Origin of the sequence: Rossellomorea marisflavi, from assembly GCF_009806575.1 — a bacterium.
Classification (GTDB): Bacteria; Bacillota; Bacilli; order Bacillales; family Bacillaceae_B; genus Rossellomorea; species Rossellomorea marisflavi_A.
In genome coordinates this window covers 505913-528518 of the sequence record NZ_CP047095.1, presented here as the reverse complement: position 1 = coordinate 528518, position 22606 = coordinate 505913, and the positions used below count along the sequence as shown (strand labels likewise).

Sequence of the window (22606 nt, the reverse complement as noted above, 5' to 3'; positions counted from 1 at the left end):
GGGCTTTTATGCGTTAGATCGTGACTTCTTTCCTTCCGGGCTTCATATCCCCCATACAGATCGGGCACTCCTTGGTCGATGCGCTCTCGCCTGGAGCGATCCGCTGCCATGCAATGCACCTCGGCTGGGTGCAGATCCAGGCATCGATGGAAATATAGACAGAATCCGCCTTGGGCTTCTTCACGGGCTCCTTCACCGGCTCCGTCTTGAAAATATCACTGATAAACCGGGAACAAGGGCGGGTCTCCCCCTGATAATAAGCAGGGGATGATATGTAAAGACGCTCCTTTGCCCTCGTAATGGCTACATAGGCGAGCCGCCGCTCCTCCTCGATTGCCTTCTCAAGCTTTTCGGACTTTTTCACATCCTTCAGCACCTTGTCCTCCAGATGATCCGCCTTCAATGCAGAGGAATGGGGAAGATTCCCCTCGATGGCCCCGATCAGGAACACGACAGGGAATTCAAGTCCCTTGGACCGGTGGATGGTCATAAGAGATACGCTGTCGGAATGTCTGTGCTGGTCGGAATAGACTTCTTCGTACTTCTTTTTCATTTCATCAATGAACGCGATGAAGCTTGCGATCGTCTCGAAACGCTTTGCTGAACCTTCCAGTTCATCGAGCATTTCTTTGATCATTTCCTTCTGCTCCGTCACGATATTGGACTCTTTCGCATCCATATACCGGTGGTAAAAGTCCCTCCTGATCCGTTTGATCGCCTGCTGAGGGGCGTGGTCCCGGATCATCTTCAAGAACGAGATCCTCTCATTGATCGATTTCACCTGGAACGGTTTCAGCCCCGGGATCTTCGTCACGTGAAGTAGCGGATTCGGGCTCTGCTCCTTCGTCTCACCCTGCCGGATCTGGGTCATCCCCCTTTCCTTGTTGATGAAAAGGGTCGGAAGGATGGATTCCATGGCAGAGAAGTTCCTCGGTACGATGGCGAGTCGCAGATGATCCACGACGGGCTTCACCATCCAGTTATCATAGAAAAGGGAATCCTTCTGGTTGTATGGTGTGAACGGGATTTCCTTCAGCAGCAGTTCCTCAAATACCGCCCTGCCGCTACTCATGGTCCGGTGCAGGATCGTCACGTCCTGATACTGATACCCGCTTTCGACGAGGCGCCTGATCTCTTCTGCGATCCACTGTGCTTCCTCATCGACGGTCGACGGCCTGGAATAAAGAGGCTTTTCCGCCTCGGGCTTCGTCGCGATCAACGTCTTGTCCCGGCGCTGTCCATTCCGGCCGATGACTTCATTGCCGAGACCGATGATGGAAGCATCAGAGCGGTAATTCTCTTGAAGGGTGACGACTTTCGCATCGGGGAACTCTTCATCAAAATCGAGGATGAACTCGTTCCTTGCTCCGTTGAAGGAGTAGATCGTCTGGTCATCATCCCCTACCACGAAAAGGTTCCCATGCGCCGCGATCAATTTGATCAGCTCATACTGCACAAGGTTTGTATCCTGGAACTCATCGACCATCACGTAGCGGAAACGATGCTGCAGCGTCTGAAGGAGATTCGGATTCATCATGAGGAGTTCATGTGCCTCCGTGAGGATATCATCGAAGTCCATCTTGTGGTTCATCCGTTTCCACTCCTCATATTTGAGGAGGATGCTCCGCGTTTCCTTTTCGGTTTTCGTCCCCTCTGGAAGCTCACGCAAATCGAATTTGTTCAATTTATAATGAGAAAGCTTGGCAAGGAGCGTCTCCGCATCATAGGGATTCTGGATGTTCATCCCGCGCTGGATCTGCTTAAGCAGGATCTGTTTGTACCGTTCATTCCCGATGACTTCCTGCGTGTACTGTCTGGAGCGCAGAAGATGAAGGAACAAGGCGTGGAATGTACTGGCATGCACCCGGTGTCCTCCTTCCGTCCCAGGAAGACGGGTGATCCGCTGCTTCATCTCATCGGCAGCCTTCTTCGTGAAGGTCACCAACAGGATATGCTGTGGTTCGATCCCCTTCACCGTCATCAGATAGCCTGTCCTGCTCACCAGGACCGTCGTTTTACCCGTCCCTGCTCCAGCAAGGGTCAGGCACGGCCCTTCCCCGTGACGGACTGCTTCAATCTGCGCCTGATTCAACTGAATCCCCGCGCTCTCTAATATTCTGAAATAATATGAATCTTCCTCATCAGGTGCCACAAGAGCCTCCGACGTCTGCCCATTCTGTAACGGGGCGACGGGAATCTCCTTCTTATCGGCATCGAACGGGTAGATGGAATAGTGGGTCAATACGTTATTCAAAGCTCATTCTCCTAGCTTTCCTGGCGATTCGTAACCAACTAATCATAACAATGATGAAACCGTCATGGCAATGACCAATCAACCCCTTAAACGGTTGTTTAACGAATGACCCTGTACTATAATAAGCATTTGCTCCCCCAACCAAACGTTTGTTTAACCCCATCGTCCTCTCTCATCAAACAACTTCTCCATAGAACTGTCTCTCTGACGTTAATCTACCCTCCAGAAAGGGAATAAGAAAACGGGTGATATACGATGAACATAACCAAATGGGGATACACGCGCTTCCGAAGCATCAAAGCTGAATTCGACCTGTTCCCGCACTCTCTCGTCATCCTCCGGAAAATACGATCCTACTATTTTGTTTACAACGTCCGCTGGTCTCCCCTCGATCCCGTGGTCGAGACCCACCACCTCGAAGAAATGGAACGGCTCGTCAACCGGGAAATGGACCTTGAGGATCAGTATTTGAAGCGACGGTCTGAATACTGATGTCCCAACAGACGATACCCCGACACGGAGCGTCGGGGTATCGGGGCGTGCACCGTCTATTTTTTTGCCGTGAAGAACAGTCGTTTGAAGCGAAACATGATTTCGCCGTTTACTTGTCTGGAATATTGTCCCTTAATCCCCTCAAGGATTTCCTGCTGAAAGGCTTGTTTTTTCTCTTCATCCGCCTCCAGGGCCTTCAAAAAGGGAAGGAGCTTCGTACCCTTCACCCATTCCAGGATCTCCTTATGCTCCTTCATCCTATGATAATAGGTGGTTTCCCACACAGAAAATTCGTCTGTAAGCCCTGACAGGATATCTACGTAATCCCCGACTGGAAGCTTATTCGTCTGAGAGAATTCCTTCTCCGTAAACCCCCATTTCGGATCACGGATCACTTCGTTGATCACCCGGAAAGCAGGAGACTCCTCATTGATTGGCATCTGCACAGCAAGCGTCCCCCCATCGTTCAGCAATCGGAACATCTCCCACAGCAACTTACCATGATCGGGAATCCATTGAATCACGGCATTCGAAAAGACAATATCATACCCCGGGTCCAATGACGGCAAGTCTGTGGACGCATCATACAAATCAAACCGCAAACGGGGATATGCCTCCCTCGCTGCCTCAATCATCGCAATAGAAGAATCAATCCCATACACATCTGCATCCGGATAGCGGAGATGCAACCGCTCCGTCCCGTTACCCGGCCCACAGCCAATATCAAGCACCCGGCGGGGATCCACATGATCAATCCGCCCAATCAAATCAATCGACGGCTGTGTCCGTTCATCTCCAAACATCAAATACTGAGAAGCATTCCACTCATTCATCCTCATTCCTCCATTTTCCACATCCTACCACCACTATAGCAAAGCCACCCTCCCCTAACCATTCACAGTTTTGGATCAGCCCCGATAAGAAAAACCGATCATCGACACCAACCACCACGTCACTAAAAAGCAGGGTGAAGCAAAAGTGATAACCCTCATCATCACCGCATAGTGCAGTGCAGCGGAGGGTGGTCGACTCCTGCGAATAGGCGGGCAGATGAGACCCCGCAGGCACGAGGAGGCTCATCGCTCGACCCGCGGAAAGCGGCCACCCGCAGCGAAACGGAACGAACCCACTACACACCCAACTCAAAAAAAATCTGGAGTTGAATGGTTCTATATCTTAAAATGCAGGGTGAATAGTGGCCTTCCCCTCCTATCCCCATCATCACCGCATAGTGCAGTGCAGCGAAGGGTGGTCGACTCCTGCGGATAGGCGGGCAGATGAGACCCCGCAGGCACGAGGAGGCTCATCGCTCGACCCGCGGAAAGCGGCCACCCGCAGCGAAACGGAACGAACCCACTACACACCCAACTCAAAAAAAAAATCTGGAGTTGAATGGTTCTATATCTTAAATTGCAGGTTGAATAGTGGCCTTCCCCTCCTATCCGCAGCGAAACGGAACGAACCCATCACACTACACCCCCAACTCAAATCAAGAATATGGGGATGTATGGTCCATTATCCATCAAACACAGGGTGAAACGGGTCATCCCTTTCAACCCTCATCATTACCGCATAGTGCAGTGCAGCGAAGGGTGGTCGACTCCCTCGGAAAAAGTTATTATGACGGGTGTTCCCAACACTTTTCTTAGGTGAAAAATTTTTTTGAATATCCTTTCGGATTTTCTTCATTCCTTCATTTATCATTTATTCAAAATAAAGGGGATCGAGCCTACGCGTTGCGTCAGGAGATTGGATAAATCCCCCCTTTTTAATTCTTATGGGCACCTTTGATCTCCGCTTGTTAAGGGGACTCACCCTCCCATATCTCCTGGCATCTATGTGCTCACATTCCTTCGTTGGGTCTCGCCTTAACGCAGAGGCCAGCTTATGCTCCTGCATGGACTGATCTAAGATGATCGTCGAAAGTCTTGTGTGTGCCGGCTTCTCAGTGTCTAGGTTGTTTTAATTAAGCGAGCGTAGATGTTACGCAGCTTCTTGATTACCAAAGAAGGAGATATCAGCTACCATACGCTCTTCATTGAATGTTTCGCCCCTTTTGCTTAAACCATGAAGGACTTGAATCAATTTCCGACATAGGATTAACAACGCTTCTTTCTTAGCGACGGGGTGTTCGCGATGTTCACTATAGTAATCGTACAGGGATCGAAACGCTGGTATGGCGTGTAAAATCGGGAAAATCGCCTTATATATCAAGGAGCGTAGCCGTTTCCGCCCGCGTTTAGACAATCGCTTGTTCCCTTCTTTTTTTCCCGAGGAATTGGTGACTAACGTAAGACCCGCTAATTTTAGGATTTGGCGTGGACTCTTATAGTGTGAAAAGGCTCCTATTTCTGAAAGGATCTCTACTACGGTGTTTTCTCCAATACCAGGGACCGAAAGGAACAGATCGAAATCTGTCATCTGTTTCGCCAACGTCACTAACTGCTTTTCTATGCTTACCAGTTGTTCTTCAAGCAGCTTCATCTGTGTCAATAGAATTTGGATCTCTGCCCGTGCCATTTCAGGACTCTCCTGATAGCCAATAGATGTGGCCGCGACATCAAGAAGCTTAGTAAGGTTTTTAACCGAGAAATGCTTACCTCCTAGGTTCTTTAGGTTCTCCAAGAGCTTCTCAGGGTCTTCCTTCACAAGGTCTGCCGGAAGAGGATAAGAAGAAAGAACAGTAGAGGCGTTCATTCCAATGGACTTATAAACCGAAATAAACTCAGGGAAGTATAGATCAATCCATCGCTTGATCCGGTTTTGAGTCGACGCTCCTTGTTTTTTCAGACGAGCCCTAAATGCCGAACCATGACGCAACTCTGCTTCAATAGGAGTCATGTCACGAGGAATACTGTAATAGCCTTGCGGTATCATCTTGGCAATGACACGAGCGTCTTTCGGATCGTTTTTACTCTGTAGGTTGTCATCCAATTCTTTGGTTTGCTTCACATGGAGAGGGTTGACGAGAACAAAGCGAATGCCCCGATCCGTAAGGTACGAGGATAAATTCATCCAGTAATGACCGGTAGGTTCAAATCCAACGACTACATTCTTCTTTTGATGAGATTCCATCACCTTTAGGATGGTAGCGTAAAAGGTTTCAAAGCCTTGTCTGGACTGACGGAATGAGAAGCTTTTCTTGACCTCCCTACCTCGTTCATCCACTGCGCAGGCATAATGTACACACTTGGCGATGTCGACGCCAATCACCAATGTGTCCTCAGAAATTTGATTAATGCGTTCATTTCGATTATCATGCATGTTAAAGATCCTCCTTTTTGTGTGTGGCTTCGCACCTGCATCATAAAGGAGGATCTTTTTTTGTGCAATAGGTCCATACTTTCCCCACAGGAATAGCTCCTGCGGAAAAGGCGGGCAGATGAGACCCCGCAGGTACGAGGAGGCTCATCGCTCGCCCCGCGGAAAGCGACCACCCGCAGCGGAACGGAACGAACCCATCACACACCACACCCCCTACTCATAAATGCAGTATCTGAACCAACCACAATTGGTAAGTTAAACCAACACTCACCCAAATCCCAAACAAACCCCTGATTTCACCGTCCTCCTCAAGAAAAACATTAAAAAACAAAGAAACTTTTCAAAAAATAAAGAAAAACCACGATTATCCTACAAAATCTCTTCTAAATCAGATTATATCAATAATTCTGAACATTTAATTAATTAATTGAACCTGCTATGATACATAATAACAAAAGGATAGCTACCACCTATCTTAGAAGAAAGGCGTGATTCCAATGAAGTAGGAAAGCAAAGCATATCAACATCACCATCCGCAATGAAATGGCCCGTGAAAACCAGTTTCAGGATCGTGTGGATATGCGGGGACGCGCACCATTCTTATTTCAGGGGATGATACCAATGAAGAACGTCAGCGAAGCATGCTAAATCACGATACGCCAGAAGAAGGCCCGTGAAAACCTCCTTCGTATCCTGTGGGCATGTGGGAAAATCAGAAGAACGAAAAAAATAAACTAAAGCATGCAATTCCATTAATTTTTAAAAATGAAGGTTCGTATGTTGATTAGTAAGAAAGGATCGTAAAGGTAAATTGAATAAGATGTATTTACATTAAGGCGCTGTTTATGTTCAGTATACATAGACAGCGTCTTGCACTGTGTTCGGGGATAAAAAACGACCCCTCCTGTCACCAGGAGCGGCCGTCATTGCAGCTATTATCGCGGATCTTTCAGCTGTCCGCCGTGGATCGTTTTTTCGTTGAACGGTAGATTTACTTCTTTTCCGAGCTTTTCAAGGAAGCTCTGTTCACGTTTGGATACCAGGGAGATGACGGTGCCTGAAGCTCCCATCCTCCCCGTTCTGCCGGAGCGATGGATGTACTGCTTTGTATCGGTCGGGAAGTCGAAATGGACTACATGAGTGACCCCTTGGATATCGAGGCCGCGCGCTGCCACATCCGTTGTAAGGAGCATCGGGACTTTTCCAGCCCTGAAGCGGTCAAGTGATGCCTTCCTCTCCACTTTCTTTGATTCCCCTGCAAGTACCTCAAGGTCCACACCTTTGAATTTCAACTTTTCTTCTGCCTCGGAAAGTTTCTCAAGCTGATTGAAAAACACAAGGGCTTTTATGTCCTTGAAGTGGGCAAGGTTTCTAAGTGCCTCGATTTTATCACGCAACTCTGTGTACACATAAAGATGCTCGACATTCGGCTGGTCCAGTTTTTCATCGATCTTCACCAATTCCGGGTCGTTCAAGAGCTCTTCAGCCACCCTTGAGGTTTCCGGTGACAAGGTTGCAGAGAAGAAGAGGACCTGTCTCTCCTTCAGTGTCGATTTGATCACTTCGCGGACTTCCTTTACATGTTCGTGGGTGATCATCAGGTCGAACTCATCAACAACGATGGTTTTCACTTCATGCATCTTCAGTTTTTTGAGCTTCATGAGCTCAAGCAGACGTCCGGTTGTCCCGACGATGATATGAGGCTTCTTTTTCAGCTTTTCCAGCTGCTTCTTGATGTTTGCACCACCGATGAAGGCCGCACCGGTCACGCCCGTATCTTTGCCCCATTTTGTGATTTCCTGTTGAATCTGCATCACAAGTTCCCTTGAAGGAGCAATGAGCACTGCCTGCGCCTGCTTTCTGGAAGGGTCGATAGCCTGAATGATGGGGAGCAGATAAGCCAATGTTTTCCCTGTTCCTGTCGGTGACTCACAGATAAGGTCCTTTCCTTCAAGCACCTTGGGGATGGCTTTTTCCTGGATTGGGGTCATGTCTCCAAAACCAGATTCATCCCACGTCTTTTGTATGGCCGGGTGATCAATAACTTCAGTTGCTTTCATGTTACATTCCTCTCTTCTGCATCGATATTGGTGGTCCCTTTCCATAATGGAAGGCGGATTTCCACCGTTGTACCGACATCTTTTTCTGTCTTGAATGTTAAGGACCCTTTATGGCGCTGGATGATTTTTTGGCATACAGCAAGTCCAAGTCCGGTCCCTTTTTCTTTTGTCGAGTAGAATGGTTCCCCGAGTCGCTCCACACGCTCCGGGTCCATTCCCGTACCGTTATCTTCTACATATATGAAGGCGTGATCACCGGAACTTCCTAACGTGATGCCCACATGGCCGTTCCGGCTCTCCGGTATGGATTCCACACCATTCTTGATAATATTGATGAATACCTGCTTAAGCTGATTGCCCTCGCCCATCACCAGCATGTCTTCAGATCCCTTGTTGCGAAAGGTCATGGACACATTGTCCATATGCGCCTGTGCTTCCATCAGAACGAGGACATGGGATAATAATTGATCGATGCGTTGTGGACGAAACGGGATATCCTGTTGTTTACCAAGTATGAGCATTTCGCCTGAAATCAGATCGATCCTGTCGACTTCCTGGTGCATGATATCCAAGTATGATGACTGCACTTCATTTGACGTTTTCAACAGCTGAATGAAGCCCTTTAGTGAGGTCAATGGATTCCTGATTTCATGGGCGACAGCTGCAGCCAGCTGTCCGATGACCGAAAGCTTCTCCGAGGCGAGTGCCATTTCCTCGTTTTTCCTCTCACGGGTGATATCCCGGGCAATGGCGAACATACCGGTCACTTCGTCATTGATGATGATGGGGACAAAGGAACATCGCACCAATTTTGACCGATCACCAAGGTGGATCGTCGTTTCAAATGTGGATGGCACACCTTTCAATGTTTGGGAATGGTGTCCTTTCAACAGGTTCAGATCGTTCTTTTCTAAGTATTGGCTGAACGAAACCGACTTGAGGCGATCCATGGACGATTCAAGAAGTTTTTCCGCCTCACCATTCACATAGATGACCTGACCGTTCAAGGATAATTCAATGACGGCATCGGGGTTTTGCTCGATGAGGGAATGGTAGTGCTGATTCCTGCTTTCAAGCTGGACTTCCTTCTTGCGCAACCGCTCATTGGCAAGTGTGATTTCCCGTGTTGTTTTATGGACAAGGAAATAGAGCACTACGCCTGTGATGAGGATGAAAAACCACCCTTTAAAGCGTTGGGAGTATATATATAAACCCAGATTTTCCTTTGCCAGATGAATCGACACATAGTCAGATAAGAAAATCCAAAGCAATCCGACCAGAAAATACATCAACGCAATTCGTGCGGCTATCCATTTAGCTTGTCCCATCTTAAGCGTCACCTAAATTCACGTAGTCTTTCCTATATGGTTTCACCAACTATGATGAATTATCACAGTGCTGTTTCCGACTCCCCTATCATACCACGCTGTGAGGGTGCTTAGGAGATGAATTCAGACCATCTGTCTTTTTTGTCGCTCCTTCCTTTGAACCAAATTGTACCCTGGACGTTTAACGCCCTTCATTGAGGAAAAAAGGTACTAATACGTGAAAGCAGGTGACAGGATATGTGTACGCTTCACAAAACAAGGCTGTTCAGCCGGAGCGGGAGCATCACCATTCCGAGAGAGTGGCGGGAACGCTTCGGATTGTTGCCCGGCAGACAGGCAGAGTTCATCCACGAGGCGGGTTCCATCCTGATCAGGGAGGCACTGGAAGAGTCCACACACAACAAAGGCTTCATATCGGAGAAAGGAACGGTGAATATCCCCAAGGAGCTTCGTGAGGATCTGGGAATACACCCGCGTTCGATCTATCACTTATATGCAGATGATGAAGGGCAGGGGATTGTCATGACAAAATGAAGAAAAAAAGCCCGCCCTTCCGCTTCATAGCGGAAAAGGACGGACCTTCGGCTTTTCAAGGACCGAGCTGCCTTCGGATGTGATGAGAAGATGACGGACGAGCATATGGGGAAATGACTGCTTCATTACGTTTGCGAGATCCGCTCCTTCCCCCTTCCCGGTAAAGCATGCAATGGTAGGACCGGCACCGCTCAGGGCAACGCCGAACGCCCCCGCTCCGAGTGCTGTCCTTTCCACCAGATCATAATGCGGTAAGAGGCTTTTGCGGTATGGCTGGTGATAGCGGTCAGCCTTCATCATCCTGCCGGCTGTTTCAAGGTCCCCCGTCAGGAGGGCGGCAACCAACACGTTGGATACGGACCCTGCAAGGACCGATTCTCCAAATGACAGCTCGTCAGGCAAGGCTTCCCGCGCTTCCGAGGTCTTCAATTCCGTTGGGGGGATGACAGCGACCACATCAAAAGCGGGATCTTGAATCGATACGAATTCCACATCGTCTCCCGACTGAGTCGCAATCACGAGCCCTCCGTAAAGGGACGCTCCCACATTATCGGGATGCCCTTCAAATCGATTCGCTTCCTTCAGCTTATCAAGCATGGTCAGGTTCAGCCCACAAGCAGCGTTCGCCAGTTCAACCCCCGCGATGACGGCTGCTGCACTCGACCCAAGCCCCCGCGTAAGAGGTATCTTGCTCTCCACGGACAGCTTGCACGGCGGATGGACTTTTCCGTGGCGTTCTGCCACTTCCATGGCCACGCCTACGATGAAGTGATCCTCATCCCGTGGGAAATCTTCAAGTTCCGGGGAAAGGGGGATGACCTCCCAGCGCTCCGCTTCCTCGGCATCGAGGGTCAGGTAGAGGCTCAGGGAAAGGCCGATGGAATCAAAACCCGGTCCAAGATTCGCCGTACTGGCTGGTACAGTGATCTTCCAAGAGCGCCCTTCGCCTACCATACCCCCATCGTCCCCTTGATATAGTCCTTTACAGCTTCCCTGTCATTCGGGAGTTTCGCCGGGATCACAGGACTATATTCAATCGCCGTCTGGGGATCTTTCAGACCATTCCCTGTCAGGACGGCCACAACCTTCGATCCCTTCGGCAGCACACCTGACTGGAGGGATTTGCGGATGCCTGCGATGGAAGCACATGAGGCGGGTTCGGCAAAGATCCCCTCTGTCTTGGCAAGAAGCTGATACGCTTCAATGATCTCTTCATCCGTGACCTCATTGATATGTCCATTCGACTCCTTCAAGGCATCCACTGCCAGCGACCAGCTCGCCGGGTTGCCGATCCTGATAGCCGTCGCCAGCGTTTCAGGCTGCTCGATCACCCGGTCATGAACAAGCGGTGCGGCACCTGATGCTTCGAATCCAAACATTCTCGGGAGACCAGATTGCTTCTTACCGTTATATTCCTTGAATCCTTTCCAGTAAGCAGAGATATTCCCTGCGTTCCCCACAGGAATCGCCAGGATATCAGGAGCAGCTCCGAGCGTATCCACCACTTCGAAGGCTGCCGTCTTCTGTCCTTCCAGCCGATATGGATTCACTGAATTCACCAGGGTGACCGCTTCGGTCCGGCTAAGATCACGTACGATTTCCAATGCTTGATCAAAGTTCCCTTCAATGGAGACGATTTCGGCGCCGTACATGACCGCCTGCGCAAGTTTACCTTGTGCGATCTTTCCTTCAGGGATAACGACGATGCATTTGAGTCCGGCACGTGCGGCATACGCTGCAGCGGATGCTGACGTGTTACCGGTGGATGCACAGATGACTGTCGAGCTTCCTTCTTCGACCGCCTTCGCCACAGCAAGGACCATTCCGCGATCCTTGAAGGAGCCCGTCGGATTGGCTCCTTCAACCTTCACATGAAGATCGATCCCCCACTCCTTGGACAGGGTTTCAAGCTTGATGAGCGGTGTATTCCCCTCATGCAGCGTCAATCCCGGTGTCTGCCCGGAAACAGGCAGGTTCTCTCCATACTCCTTGATCAGCCCATCCCAACTCATGCCTTTCCGCCTCCTTCCACTCTATAGGTGCTCTCGATGGAATGCACCGTTTCTTCGTCCTTCAGTTCCATAAGGATATCTTCGAAATGATCCAGGGATGCCTGATGGGTTACGACGACAATTTCGGCTACCCCCTCCGTTGCCAACGGGTTTTGAAGGATTTTCTCAAATCCGACGCCGTGGGAAGCAAAAATGCTGGTCAGCTTCGACAGCACGCCCACCTCATCTCTAACATGGAGACGAAGGAAATGCTTCGATTTGATTTCAGACGACTCCTTGAGCTTCTTCGTGAACTGGGGATGGACCGCGCTTTTCCCGTTGACCCCAAGCCTCATATTCTTCATGATCCCCACCATATCCGATACGACCGCAGTAGCCGTAGGAAGGCTTCCTGCACCCGGTCCATAGAACATCGTTTCTCCAACGGCTTCTCCATACACATATACGGCATTATATTCATCATTGACCGCAGCGAGGGGATGCTCCTTCTGCAGCAGGGTCGGTTCGACGCTTACCTCCACCTTCTCCCCGTCACGATGTGCATAGCCGATGAGCTTCATCGTATAGTCGAATTGCTCAGCATATTGGATATCTTCACCCGTCACCCCCGTGATCCCCTTGACCTTGACGTCTGCAAGATCGACATTCATGGAGAAACCGAGGGTGGAGAGGATCGCCATCTTCCTTGCAGCATCGAGGCCACCGACGTCAGCCGTTGGATCGGCTTCGGCATACCCGAGGTCCTGCGCTTCCTTCAGTACCTCTTCGAAATTGCTGCCTTCTTTCGTCATCTTTGTGAGGATGAAGTTCGTCGTCCCGTTGACGATCCCCATCATCTTCGTGATCCGATCGGAGGAAAGGCCGTCTACCAAGCTTCTGAGGATCGGGATCCCACCTGCAACGCTTGCCTCGTAGAAAAGGTCGCAGCCATTTTCAGATGCCGTCTTCAATAGTTCCGGACCGTGGAGGGCCATAAGATCCTTATTGGCCGTCACGACGTGCTTTCTCTGCTTCAGCGCTGACAGAAGGTGTTCTTTTGTGGCCTCGATCCCCCCCATGACCTCTACGATAATATCAATGTCGGGATCTTGCAGGACTTCGGCTGGATCCGTTGTAAGGATCTCCCTACCGAGCTTTAGATCTCGTTCCTTCTCAAGTTCCTGGACGAGTGCTTTTTTTACTTTCACCGGGCAGCCGATCTGATGGGTCAGCTTATCCTGATGATTCTCTACTATTTTCACGACCCCTGACCCTACTGTTCCGAGTCCCAAGAGTCCGATTGATATGGATTCCATTTTCGTCAAAACCTCCACTTGTTCATTTGGAATATACATTTGTTCTTCTATAGAGGACATTATAGAGGAAACGTCCAGCCCTTACAATACATTTTTCAGAATAAATGGAAAATAAACAAAAAGCGGATCCCTCCCACGAAAAGAGAGGACCGCCCTTCACGCAAAGAGCCGTCCTTTCCTAAGATTACAAGATATGATGAAGCTGCCGGGCAGACTTCGACAGATCACGGAAAACCGAGATCTTTCCTGGATCGATATTGCCTCCGCTGATGACACAGCCTACCTTTTTCCCTTGAACGCTCACCTTTTTACAGATAACCGCCGCAAGGGAAGCGGCGCCCGCCCCTTCCACCAAGGTTTTTTCCCGTTCAAGCATGAACATGATGGCACAGGAAATTTCCTCATCGGTTACCGTCACCATATCATCTACGTATTGCTTGATGATGGGGAAGGTCAGTTCTCCGGGCTTTTTCACAAGGAGACCATCTGCAATCGTATGGACATGCTCTAGGGGACCTTTCCCTCTTCCCGTGAAGAAGTTGTAGGTGGCAGGTGCCCCCAGTGCCTGAACGCCGATGATTCGGACCTTCGGGTGAAAAGCTTTGACGGCAGAGGCCATACCAGCAAGGAGGCCACCCCTCCGACCGGAACGAGGATGACTTCCAAGTCACTCAGTTGTTGAAGCATTTCAAGCGCTACCGTCCCCTGTCCTGCCATTACCTTCGGATCATCGAATGCATGGACGAAAGTGGAGCCCCGCTGCTGTTGATCTTCGAGGGCCGACTGGAAGGCTTCGTTGTACGTATCGCCACCAAGGACCACCCCGGCACCGTAATGTCTGGTAGCCGCGACTTTCGTGGAAGGAGTGCGTTTGGGCATGAAGATTTTCGAAGGGACGTTCCTCATGGCCGCTGCCAGGGCCACACCCTGTGCATGGTTGCCTGCTGATGCGGCAATGATGCCGTTTTCCGCTTCCACTTCCGGGAGGGACATGATTTTGTTCATGGCACCCCGGACTTTGAAAGAGCCCGTACGCTGAAGGTTTTCCATCTTCATATAAATGTCGCCGCCCGTGTAGGCATTCAAGGTGGCCGACTGCTTCAAAGGGGTCCGGTGCACTTGATGGCCGATTCGTTCCATTGCTTCTACAACGTCAGTGTGATCCATTAAATTCCCAAGCTACTCACCTCATATTTTTTTTCGTAGGCATCGATACTCTCACCGTATTCAAGGGTCAATCCGATTTCGTCCAGCCCTTTGATGAGCATATTCTTCCAATAGGGATCGATGGAGAATGACACCTGCAGGCCTTCGGAATCCTTGATCGTCTGATCCTCCAGTGAAATCTCGATTCCATACCGCGAAGCCTTCCGCTCGTTCGCCCAAAGTTGGTCAACGATTTGATCGTCAAGCCGGATCGGGAGGATCCCGTTTTTCAGGCAATTGTTATGGAAGATATCCGCAAAACTCTTCGCAATGACCACTTTGAATCCAAAATCCTGAAGCGCCCAGGGGGCATGCTCCCTCGATGAACCACATCCGAAATTCTTCCCACCGATCAATATCCCGGCATCTTTGTAGGCGGGGGTGTCAAGGAGAAACCCTTCCCTCAATGTCTTCCCATCGTCTTCAAATCGCCAATGATAGAATAGGAACTGGCCGAAGCCCTTGCGTTCGATCCGCTTCAAGAACTGTTTCGGGATGATCTGATCTGTATCGACGTGATCCCGGTGCAACGGGAATACGGTCTCTTTTACATGATTGATTGCCATGATGTCACCTCCTATGATACTGAAATTCTTTCTAATTTCCGGACGTCCGTCAGCTTACCCGTCACGGCAGCGGCCGCTGCCATGGAAGGACTGAGGAGATGGGTACGCGATCCGTTACCCTGCCTGCCTTCGAAATTACGGTTGGACGTCGATGCACATCGCTTACCCGGTGGCACGATGTCATCATTCATGGCGAGGCACATGCTGCATCCTGCCTCTCTCCATTCAAAACCGGCTTCCTGGAAGATGGTATGGAGACCTGCTTCCTCGGCCTGTTGCTTGACGCTGAACGAGCCTGGAACGACAAGGGCCGTAACCCCTTCCTTGACCTTATGGCCCTGTACCACTTCTGCTGCTGCTCGTAAATCGCTCAAACGCGAGTTGGTACAGGAGCCGATGAAAACATAGTCGATGGTGATGTCTTCAATGGACTGTTCGGGCTCTAGACCCATATAATGAAGGGCACGCTCGATCCCCTCACGGTCCGACGCGTCTTCATACGACTGTGGATCCGGGATCCTCGCCGTGATGGGCGCACCCATCCCTGGGTTCGTCCCCCAAGTGACGTGGGGCTCGATGTCCTCTCCCTTCACCTCGATCCGTTGATCATACTCAGCATCGGCATCACTCTGCAGGGACAACCAATCCTCTTTCAGCTCCTGGAATGAGCGATTCTTCGGAAGGTTCGGACGTCCTTCAAGATAGGCGATCGTCGTCTCATCCGGACTGATGAGCCCTGCTTTTGCACCTGCTTCGATACTCATATTACAGACGGTCATCCGCTCTTCCATGGAAAGGTTCCGGATGACGTCGCCCGTGAACTCGATGACGTGACCGGTACCGAATCCGACGCCGTGAGTGGAAATGATGTTCAGGATCACATCTTTTGCCGTAACGCCAAATCCAAGCTTTCCGGATACGTTCACCTGAAGGGTCTTCGGCTTCGATTGCCAAAGGGTCTGGGTTGCCAATACGTGCTCCACCTCACTCGTCCCGATCCCGAACGCCAGGGCACCGAATGCCCCATGCGTGGATGTATGGCTATCCCCGCAGACAATCGTCTTCCCTGGCTGTGTGAGTCCGAGCTCCGGACCGATGACGTGGACGATCCCTTGATCAGGGTGATGGATATCCGCTAATGTGACACCGAATTCCCGGCAATTCTTCTTCAGGGTGTCCATCTGGAGTCGTGCGATTTCGTCGCGGATGATATGCCGCTCCTTTGTCGGGACATTATGATCCATCGTCGCGTAGGTCAGATCCGGACGGCGCACCTGCCGCCCCTTCATGCGCAGACCTTCGAATGCCTGGGGGGAGGTGACTTCATGCACCAGATGCAGATCGATATACAGGAGGTCCGGCTTTCCTTCTTCCCTTTGTACAACATGCCTTTCCCAAATCTTTTCAATAATGTTTTTGCCCGTCATGAGCTCCCTCCTTATTCTTCTGTCGCATTTTAAAGCCTTTTATAGATAAGCGGATAGAATCGAAGATAGTGCATGATCTGCTTCCAATCTCTCTACGACGAGATCGCTCATGGCCTCAGTCCCGACTGCAGTGCCCCTTCCACCGCTCCAAAGGTCACCTGTCCGGAAGCCTGCATTCAACACTTCCTGCACGGCCATTTCGATCATTTCCGCCTCTTCCTGCATACCGAATGAATGCCTCAGCATCATGGCCACTGACAAAATCATGGCGAGAGGATTGGCTTTTCCTTTCCCTGCGATATCCGGTGCCGATCCATGGACCGGTTCATAGAGTCCGAATGCGTCCTCCCTCAGACTGGCTGACGGCAGCATGCCCAGTGATCCGGTGATCATGGAGGCTTCATCACTGAGTATGTCCCCGAACATATTCTCCGTTACCATGACATCGAATTGACCAGGCTGATACATGAGCTTCATCGCAGCCACATCCACAAGCATGTGCTCCACTTCCACATCCGGGTACTCTTTTGCTGCCTCGTTGACGATTTCACGCCACATCCTGCTCGTTTCCAACACATTGGCCTTGTCGACGGATGTGAGGCGCTTCTTCCTCTTCTGAGCAAGACGGAAAGCTTTATGGACGATCCGTTCGATCTCTGACTTTTCATAGACCAGGGTGTCGACGGCCACTTCATCCTCCGCTCCCTGCCTTCCGGATGGCTGCCCGAAGTACAGTCCCCCCGTCAGTTCCCGAACGATGATCATATCGACATCTTCCACGATTTCCTTTTTCAGGGGGGATGCTGAGATCAAGCTATCAAATGCCTTGACCGGCCGGAGGTTCGCAAACAATTCAAATTCCTTCCGGATCCCGAGAAGACCTTTTTCCGGCCTCAGTTCTTTAGGAAGGTTCTCCCACTGCGGTCCTCCTACGGCACCAAGGAGAATGGCATCACTCTTCTTGCATAGCTCGATCGTTTCCGCCGGGAGCGGACTGCCGAACTGATCGACGGCCGCTCCTCCGATGTATTCTTTCTCCACTTCAAACTCATGGTTGAACCAATCACCCACGGCTTTCAGAACCTTCAGGGCCCCATCCATCACTTCCGGCCCGATTCCATCTCCAGGTAATACAGCAATTTTCTTTTTCATGAGAATGTCCCTCCCTGAAGGGGCGTCGCCACCCCTGTAATGATGTTACGAACTTACTTCCACCGCTTCTTTTACATCAGTTGATGCTTTCCTCTGGGCCAGTCGGTTCACGGCATTGAGGTAGGCACGGGCCGAAGCCTCGAGTACATCCTGAGCCGTTCCCCTTCCGCTTGTCTTTGCACCTTCATATTCCAGATGGACATAGACTTCGGCGAGTGCATCCCGTCCGCCGCCGACGGAGTTGATCCGGTAGTCAAGCAGCTTGGATGTCCCCGGAAGGATGCGTTCGATCGTGTTATAGATGGCTTCCACGCTACCAGAACCTGTCGATGCAAGCTGGGTGACGCTTCCGTCTTCAAGCTTCAGCTCGATCGTCGCAGTCGGAATATTATCCATCCCATATTGGACTTGCATCCGTTCAAGACTGAATCCGACTCCTTCCACCATTTCCGTTTGCTTATTCGTCAGGATGCTGAACAGATCATCATCCACGATCTCCTTTTTCTTATCTGCGAGCTCTTTGAACGCGTCAAATGCTTCGTTCAACTTTTCATCCGTCAGCTCGAATCCGAGCTCTGATGCCTTATTCTTGAAGGCATGACGTCCGGAGTGCTTTCCGAGGACGAGGCGGGTCGAGCTGTTCCCGATCAATTCCGGTGTGATGATTTCGTAGGTGGTCTTTTCTTTCAGCATGCCGTCCTGATGGATCCCAGACTCATGGGCGAAGGCATTATCCCCGACGACAGCTTTATTTGCCGGTACCCTCATTCCCGTAAGCTTGCTGACAAGGGCACTCGTCTTCTTGATTTCATCAAGCTTCATACGCGTCCCTGCTCCGTAGAAATCTTCACGGATCCGAAGGGCGACGGCAATTTCTTCAAGAGCTGCATTTCCTGCCCGCTCCCCGATTCCGTTGATCGTCCCTTCGATTTGATCGGCTCCGTTTTCAATTGCTGCGAGAGAATTGGCCGTCGCCATCCCCAAGTCGTTATGGCAGTGGGCGGAGAGCTTGATCCCGTCGATATTCGGAACATTCTCCCTGACATATTTGAAGATCTCTCCGTACTTCTGAGGCGTGATATAACCGACCGTATCGGGAAGGTTGATGACCGAGGCCCCTGCATCGATGACTTCCTTCATGATCCTGACAAGGAAATCAAGATCGGTACGGCATGCATCCTCTGCCGACCACTGGACGACCGGGAAGAACTGTTTCGCATATTTCACGGCCTGGACCGCTGTTTCAACCACTTGGTCCGGCGACATCTTGAGCTTATGGGTCATGTGGATCGGCGATGTGGCAAGGAATACATGGAGCCTCGGCTCCGCTGTATTCTTCAGCGCCCCCCACACAGCATCGATATCACGCTGCTGGGCTCTGGCAAGACCGGTCACCGAGCTGTTCTTGATCGTTTCGCCGATCCGTTTCACTGCGTCGAAGTCACCCTTGGAGGCAGCAGGGAAGCCGGCCTCTATGATGTCGACTCCCAAGCGTTCCAGCTGCTTTGCCACTTCGATCTTTTCAAGCGTATTGAGGTTCACACCCGCCGATTGTTCACCGTCGCGAAGCGTGGTATCGAAAATATCAATGGTTCGCACTGGAGACCACTTCCTTCTCTTTTTTGGAGGATTTCTGCTGTACGAATGGCATCATGGCCCTCAATTCCTTACCGACCACTTCGATCGGATGCTCACTTTCACGCTTGTTGATGGCGTTGAACTCTGGGCGGTTTGCCTGGTTCTCAAGGATCCAGCCCTTTGCAAATTTACCTGTCTGGATGTCGGTGAGTACCTCCTTCATCCGCGCCTTCGTTTCCTCATTCACGACACGCGGGCCGGAAACGAAGTCACCCCACTGGGCTGTATCGGAGATGGAGAAGCGCATCCCTTCGAGACCTTGCTCATACATAAGATCGACGATCAGCTTCAGCTCGTGGAGACACTCAAAGTAGGCAACTTCTTTTTGATAACCTGCTTCCACCAATGTCTCAAACCCTGCTTTCACAAGGGATGTCAGCCCTCCGCACAGGACAGCCTGTTCACCGAATAGATCGGTTTCCGTTTCTTCCTGGAAGGATGTCTCAAGGATTCCTGCACGTCCTGCTCCCACTCCTTTTGCGTACGCAAGGGCTACGTCTCGAGCATTTCCCGTCACATCCTGGTACACGCCGAACAGTGCCGGTACACCTGCGCCTTCTTCGAATGTGCGTCGCACAAGATGACCTGGGCCTTTAGGGGCTACAAGGAATACATCCACATCTTCCGGAGGGACGACTTGAGAGAAATGGATGTTGAATCCGTGAGCGAAAGCGAGGGCTTTACCCGCTGAAAGGGCCGGTTTGATTTCGGCTTCATACACCTTTGGCTGATACTCATCCGGGAGAAGGACCATGATGACGTCCGCTTGTTCGCTCGCTTCTCGTACGGAGTATACGTCGAATCCATCTGCTACCGCTTGATCCCATGACTTGCCTTTACGAAGACCGACTACGACATCAAATCCGCTTTCCTTCAGGTTTAGTGCGTGTGCATGACCTTGAGATCCATATCCGACCACTGCCACTTTCTTGCCTTTCAAAACCTCTTCGTTTACGTCACCGTTATAATATACTTTTACCATTTCTCTCATCCTCTCGATTTTTAATAGGTTAGTTGACGATTGTATACTGCTTCATATCTGTGACGCTTTTGCTGTTGCCCCGTGCAAAAGCGGTGATTCCAGTCCTTGCGATTTCTTTGATTCCGTATGGTCTCAGGAGGTCGATGATGGCTTCGATCTTCGACGTTTCCCCAGTCACCTGGACCGTCACGCTATCCCTTGCGACGTCGATGATGGCTGCGCGGAATGGTTCGACAATTCCGTTAATTTCAGATCGTGTTTGACCTGTGCTGAGAACCTTGATGAGGGCAAGTTCCCTCGCCACCACTCCCTGGTCTGTAATGTCCGATACCTTCAGGACATCGATCTGCTTGTGGAGCTGTTTCAGGAGCTGCTCGATCTTGCGGTCATCTTCCACGTTCACGACGAAGGTCATCCTGGAGACTCCTTCCACTTCTGTATAGCCGACCGAGATGCTCTCGATATTGAACTGTCTTTTGGTGAACAGCCCGGTCACCCTGTTCAATACCCCGCTCCGATTATGGACGATGGCCGTTACGATCCGCTTCATGGTTTCACTCCTATCATTTCGTGTAATCCCTTGCCGGGAGCAACCATCGGATAGACGTTTTCCTTCGGGTTGACCCAACAGTCGATCAAGGCCGGCTCGTCACTCGTCAACGCTTCCCTGAGGACCGATTCCACTTCTTCCTGCGTCTTCACCTGATAACCTTTGATGCCGTAAGACTCAGCCAGTTTCACAAAATCAGGCTGCAGGGAGAAGACCGATTGGGAATATCGTTCTTCGTAGAACGTTTCCTGCCACTGCCTCACCATTCCGAGGGTCCCGTTATTCAGGATGACCACCTTTACAGGGAGATCGAGCTCTTTTAATAGGATTAGTTCCTGCAAGGTCATCTGGAAGCCTCCATCCCCTACGAACGCCACGACTTTCCTATCCCTGTCTGCAAGCTGCGCCCCGATTGCCGCCGGGAAACCGAATCCCATCGTGCCGAGTCCGCCCGATGTGACCCAGTTATTCGGGTTTTTGAAAGAGTAATATTGTGCCGCCCACATCTGGTGCTGGCCGACATCGGTGGTGACGACGGCTTCTCCGTTGGTCAATTCGTATACCTGTTCAATGAGCCTCTGAGGAGAAATGATCTCCTCGGCCCGGTTGTACCAGAACGGATATTCCTGTTTATTGGCCTTCAATCGGCTATGCCATTCTTCGAAGTAGCATTTGCTCTCTTCATGCTCAAGGATTTTGACCAGGGCATGCTTCGCATCAGAAACGATCGGGATGTGCGTCTCGACATTCTTGCCGATTTCCGCCGGGTCGACGTCGATATGGACTACTTTCGCATTCGGGGCGAAGGTGGCCAGATTCCCCGTCAACCTGTCATCGAATCGGGCACCGATATTGATGAGTAGGTCGCATTCATGAAGGGCCATATTGCTTGTGTAGCAACCGTGCATTCCCGCCATTCCAAGGAAAAGGGGATGATCGGCCGGAAATCCGCCGAGACCCAGCAGCGTGTGGACCACGGGAAGATCATAATGTTCAGCGAATTCCTTCAGCTCTTCAGAGGCCCTTGCGTGAAGGATGCCGGCACCGGCCAGGATCACAGGTCTCTGTGAATGCTTTACGGCTTCGATCAATTTCTTGATTTGCAATGGGTTCGGATGAAGATTCGGTTGATAGCCTGGAAGATCCATCTCCTGATCCTCAGCCGGACTGGCAATTTGAACGGTAAGGTCCTTCGGAATGTCGACCAGGACCGGACCAGGCCTGCCTGTGGAAGCAATGTGGAATGCTTCTTTGACTATGCGCGGAAGATCGGCAAGGTCCCTCACCTGATAATTGTGCTTGGTGATCGGCATGGTGATTCCGACCACATCCGCCTCCTGGAAAGCATCCGTCCCGATGACATTCGATGCGACCTGTCCGGTGAAGATCACCAAGGGCAGGGAATCCATCATGGCATCGGCGATCCCCGTCACAAGGTTTGTCGCCCCGGGTCCCGAGGTCGCAATGACGACACCCGGTCTTCCCGATACCCTGGCGTACCCTTCAGCAGCATGAATGGCTCCTTGCTCGTGGCGCGCCAGGACATGCTTGATGGGGGCTTTGTAAAGAGCATCGTATATCGGCAGGACCGCTCCTCCCGGGTACCCGAACAGAATCTCAACTTTTTCCTCCTTTAACGCCTTCATGAGCATATCAGCACCGTTGATGTTTTCTGCCAGTGACTGTGAAGCCAGATCCACCTCTACTTTGGCTCTCATTGCCTATCTCCTCCCTTTCATTCCATGATTTCTATGAATCTATCACACAAAAAAACCTTTTCACCCACTACGACAGACAGAGTTTATCTTTCGCAGGGGCGAAAAGGTTTGCTTCCTTTCCACGGTAC

At 50.9% G+C, this 22606-nt stretch carries 17 protein-coding genes and 1 pseudogene; 2 read left to right on the top strand and 16 right to left on the bottom strand.

Going from position 1 to position 22606, the window contains the following annotated elements; all coding sequences use genetic code 11:
* Positions 1-13: 13 nt before the first annotated feature.
* Positions 14-2254 carry an ATP-dependent helicase gene (locus D5E69_RS02730; RefSeq protein WP_063191434.1) on the bottom strand — a complete coding sequence of 747 codons (2241 nt, stop codon included), beginning with the start codon at positions 2252-2254 and terminating at the stop codon, positions 14-16.
* 255 nt (positions 2255-2509) lie between these two features.
* Here D5E69_RS02730 and D5E69_RS02725 point away from each other — a divergent pair, with 255 nt between their 5' ends.
* Complete coding sequence (locus D5E69_RS02725; RefSeq protein WP_048007788.1) at positions 2510-2746, top strand: hypothetical protein; 237 nt, start codon at positions 2510-2512, stop codon at positions 2744-2746.
* Between the two features lie 56 nt (positions 2747-2802).
* Here the strand turns inward: D5E69_RS02725 and D5E69_RS02720 are convergent, their stop codons facing one another.
* From D5E69_RS02720 to D5E69_RS02705, 4 genes are all read right to left on the bottom strand, one after another.
* On the bottom strand, positions 2803-3579 hold the full coding sequence (locus tag D5E69_RS02720; RefSeq protein WP_048007787.1) for a methyltransferase domain-containing protein: 777 nt from the start codon (positions 3577-3579) through the stop codon (positions 2803-2805).
* A 1150-nt stretch (positions 3580-4729) separates the two neighbouring features.
* Positions 4730-6010 (bottom strand): IS110 family RNA-guided transposase, encoded by a 1281-nt coding sequence (locus D5E69_RS02715; protein WP_159129156.1) that lies wholly within the window; start codon positions 6008-6010, stop codon positions 4730-4732.
* 935 nt (positions 6011-6945) lie between these two features.
* Complete coding sequence (locus D5E69_RS02710; RefSeq protein ID WP_159129155.1) at positions 6946-8070, bottom strand: DEAD/DEAH box helicase; 1125 nt, start codon at positions 8068-8070, stop codon at positions 6946-6948.
* Entirely contained in the window at positions 8067-9398 is a 1332-nt protein-coding gene (locus D5E69_RS02705) for an ATP-binding protein (RefSeq protein WP_048005697.1), read from the bottom strand. The genes D5E69_RS02710 and D5E69_RS02705 overlap by 4 nt, the downstream gene beginning before the upstream one ends.
* Positions 9399-9635: 237 nt before the next feature.
* Between D5E69_RS02705 and D5E69_RS02700 the strand changes: the two genes are divergently transcribed.
* On the top strand, positions 9636-9932 hold the full coding sequence (locus D5E69_RS02700; protein ID WP_048005698.1) for an AbrB/MazE/SpoVT family DNA-binding domain-containing protein: 297 nt from the start codon (positions 9636-9638) through the stop codon (positions 9930-9932).
* Between the two features lie 24 nt (positions 9933-9956).
* Here D5E69_RS02700 and thrB read toward each other — a convergent pair whose 3' ends face one another.
* The 11 genes and pseudogenes from thrB to ilvB form a co-directional block, all read right to left on the bottom strand.
* On the bottom strand, positions 9957-10886 hold the full coding sequence (gene thrB / locus D5E69_RS02695) for a homoserine kinase (protein WP_048014914.1): 930 nt from the start codon (positions 10884-10886) through the stop codon (positions 9957-9959).
* The gene (gene thrC, locus D5E69_RS02690; RefSeq protein ID WP_048014913.1) at positions 10880-11944 is read right to left on the bottom strand and encodes a threonine synthase; all 1065 of its coding nucleotides are present in this window, start codon (positions 11942-11944) and stop codon (positions 10880-10882) included. Before thrC ends, thrB begins: the two co-directional genes overlap by 7 nt.
* On the bottom strand, positions 11941-13239 hold the full coding sequence (locus D5E69_RS02685; RefSeq protein WP_148797167.1) for a homoserine dehydrogenase: 1299 nt from the start codon (positions 13237-13239) through the stop codon (positions 11941-11943). Before D5E69_RS02685 ends, thrC begins: the two co-directional genes overlap by 4 nt.
* A gap of 184 nt (positions 13240-13423) precedes the next feature.
* A pseudogene (gene ilvA, locus D5E69_RS02680) lies at positions 13424-14379 on the bottom strand (threonine ammonia-lyase).
* A gap of 26 nt (positions 14380-14405) precedes the next feature.
* Positions 14406-15011: a 3-isopropylmalate dehydratase small subunit gene (gene leuD, locus D5E69_RS02675; RefSeq protein WP_048012203.1), complete on the bottom strand. Its 606-nt coding sequence runs from the start codon at positions 15009-15011 to the stop codon at positions 14406-14408.
* Positions 15012-15022: 11 nt separating this feature from the next.
* Positions 15023-16438, bottom strand: coding sequence for a 3-isopropylmalate dehydratase large subunit (gene leuC, locus D5E69_RS02670; RefSeq protein WP_048005704.1), 1416 nt, complete (start codon positions 16436-16438; stop codon positions 15023-15025).
* Positions 16439-16477: 39 nt separating this feature from the next.
* The gene (gene leuB / locus D5E69_RS02665) at positions 16478-17590 is read right to left on the bottom strand and encodes a 3-isopropylmalate dehydrogenase (RefSeq protein WP_159129154.1); all 1113 of its coding nucleotides are present in this window, start codon (positions 17588-17590) and stop codon (positions 16478-16480) included.
* A gap of 45 nt (positions 17591-17635) precedes the next feature.
* Complete coding sequence (locus D5E69_RS02660; protein ID WP_159129153.1) at positions 17636-19189, bottom strand: 2-isopropylmalate synthase; 1554 nt, start codon at positions 19187-19189, stop codon at positions 17636-17638.
* A complete protein-coding gene (ilvC, locus tag D5E69_RS02655; protein ID WP_048014912.1) occupies positions 19176-20210 on the bottom strand; it encodes a ketol-acid reductoisomerase in 1035 nt (344 codons plus the stop codon). Before ilvC ends, D5E69_RS02660 begins: the two co-directional genes overlap by 14 nt.
* Before the next feature lie 28 nt (positions 20211-20238).
* Positions 20239-20760 carry an acetolactate synthase small subunit gene (gene ilvN / locus D5E69_RS02650; protein WP_048005708.1) on the bottom strand — a complete coding sequence of 174 codons (522 nt, stop codon included), beginning with the start codon at positions 20758-20760 and terminating at the stop codon, positions 20239-20241.
* On the bottom strand, positions 20757-22478 hold the full coding sequence (gene ilvB, locus D5E69_RS02645; RefSeq protein ID WP_159129152.1) for an acetolactate synthase large subunit: 1722 nt from the start codon (positions 22476-22478) through the stop codon (positions 20757-20759). The genes ilvN and ilvB overlap by 4 nt, the downstream gene beginning before the upstream one ends.
* Positions 22479-22606 lie beyond the last annotated feature (128 nt).

Bases quoted from the DNA above. Each gene is read 5' to 3' on its own strand.
- D5E69_RS02725 (WP_048007788.1), top strand. From the start codon at position 2,510: ATGAACATAACCAAATGGGGATACACGCGCTTCCGAAGCATCAAAGCT.
- D5E69_RS02720 (WP_048007787.1), bottom strand. From the start codon at position 3,579: ATGAATGAGTGGAATGCTTCTCAGTATTTGATGTTTGGAGATGAACGG.
- D5E69_RS02715 (WP_159129156.1), bottom strand. From the start codon at position 6,010: ATGCATGATAATCGAAATGAACGCATTAATCAAATTTCTGAGGACACA.
- D5E69_RS02710 (WP_159129155.1), bottom strand. From the start codon at position 8,070: ATGAAAGCAACTGAAGTTATTGATCACCCGGCCATACAAAAGACGTGG.
- D5E69_RS02705 (WP_048005697.1), bottom strand. From the start codon at position 9,398: ATGGGACAAGCTAAATGGATAGCCGCACGAATTGCGTTGATGTATTTT.
- D5E69_RS02700 (WP_048005698.1), top strand. From the start codon at position 9,636: ATGTGTACGCTTCACAAAACAAGGCTGTTCAGCCGGAGCGGGAGCATC.
- thrB (WP_048014914.1), bottom strand. From the start codon at position 10,886: ATGGTAGGCGAAGGGCGCTCTTGGAAGATCACTGTACCAGCCAGTACG.
- thrC (WP_048014913.1), bottom strand. From the start codon at position 11,944: ATGAGTTGGGATGGGCTGATCAAGGAGTATGGAGAGAACCTGCCTGTT.
- D5E69_RS02685 (WP_148797167.1), bottom strand. From the start codon at position 13,239: ATGGAATCCATATCAATCGGACTCTTGGGACTCGGAACAGTAGGGTCA.
- leuD (WP_048012203.1), bottom strand. From the start codon at position 15,011: ATGGCAATCAATCATGTAAAAGAGACCGTATTCCCGTTGCACCGGGAT.
- leuC (WP_048005704.1), bottom strand. From the start codon at position 16,438: ATGACGGGCAAAAACATTATTGAAAAGATTTGGGAAAGGCATGTTGTA.
- leuB (WP_159129154.1), bottom strand. From the start codon at position 17,590: ATGAAAAAGAAAATTGCTGTATTACCTGGAGATGGAATCGGGCCGGAA.
- ilvC (WP_048014912.1), bottom strand. From the start codon at position 20,210: ATGGTAAAAGTATATTATAACGGTGACGTAAACGAAGAGGTTTTGAAA.
- ilvN (WP_048005708.1), bottom strand. From the start codon at position 20,760: ATGAAGCGGATCGTAACGGCCATCGTCCATAATCGGAGCGGGGTATTG.
- ilvB (WP_159129152.1), bottom strand. From the start codon at position 22,478: ATGAGAGCCAAAGTAGAGGTGGATCTGGCTTCACAGTCACTGGCAGAA.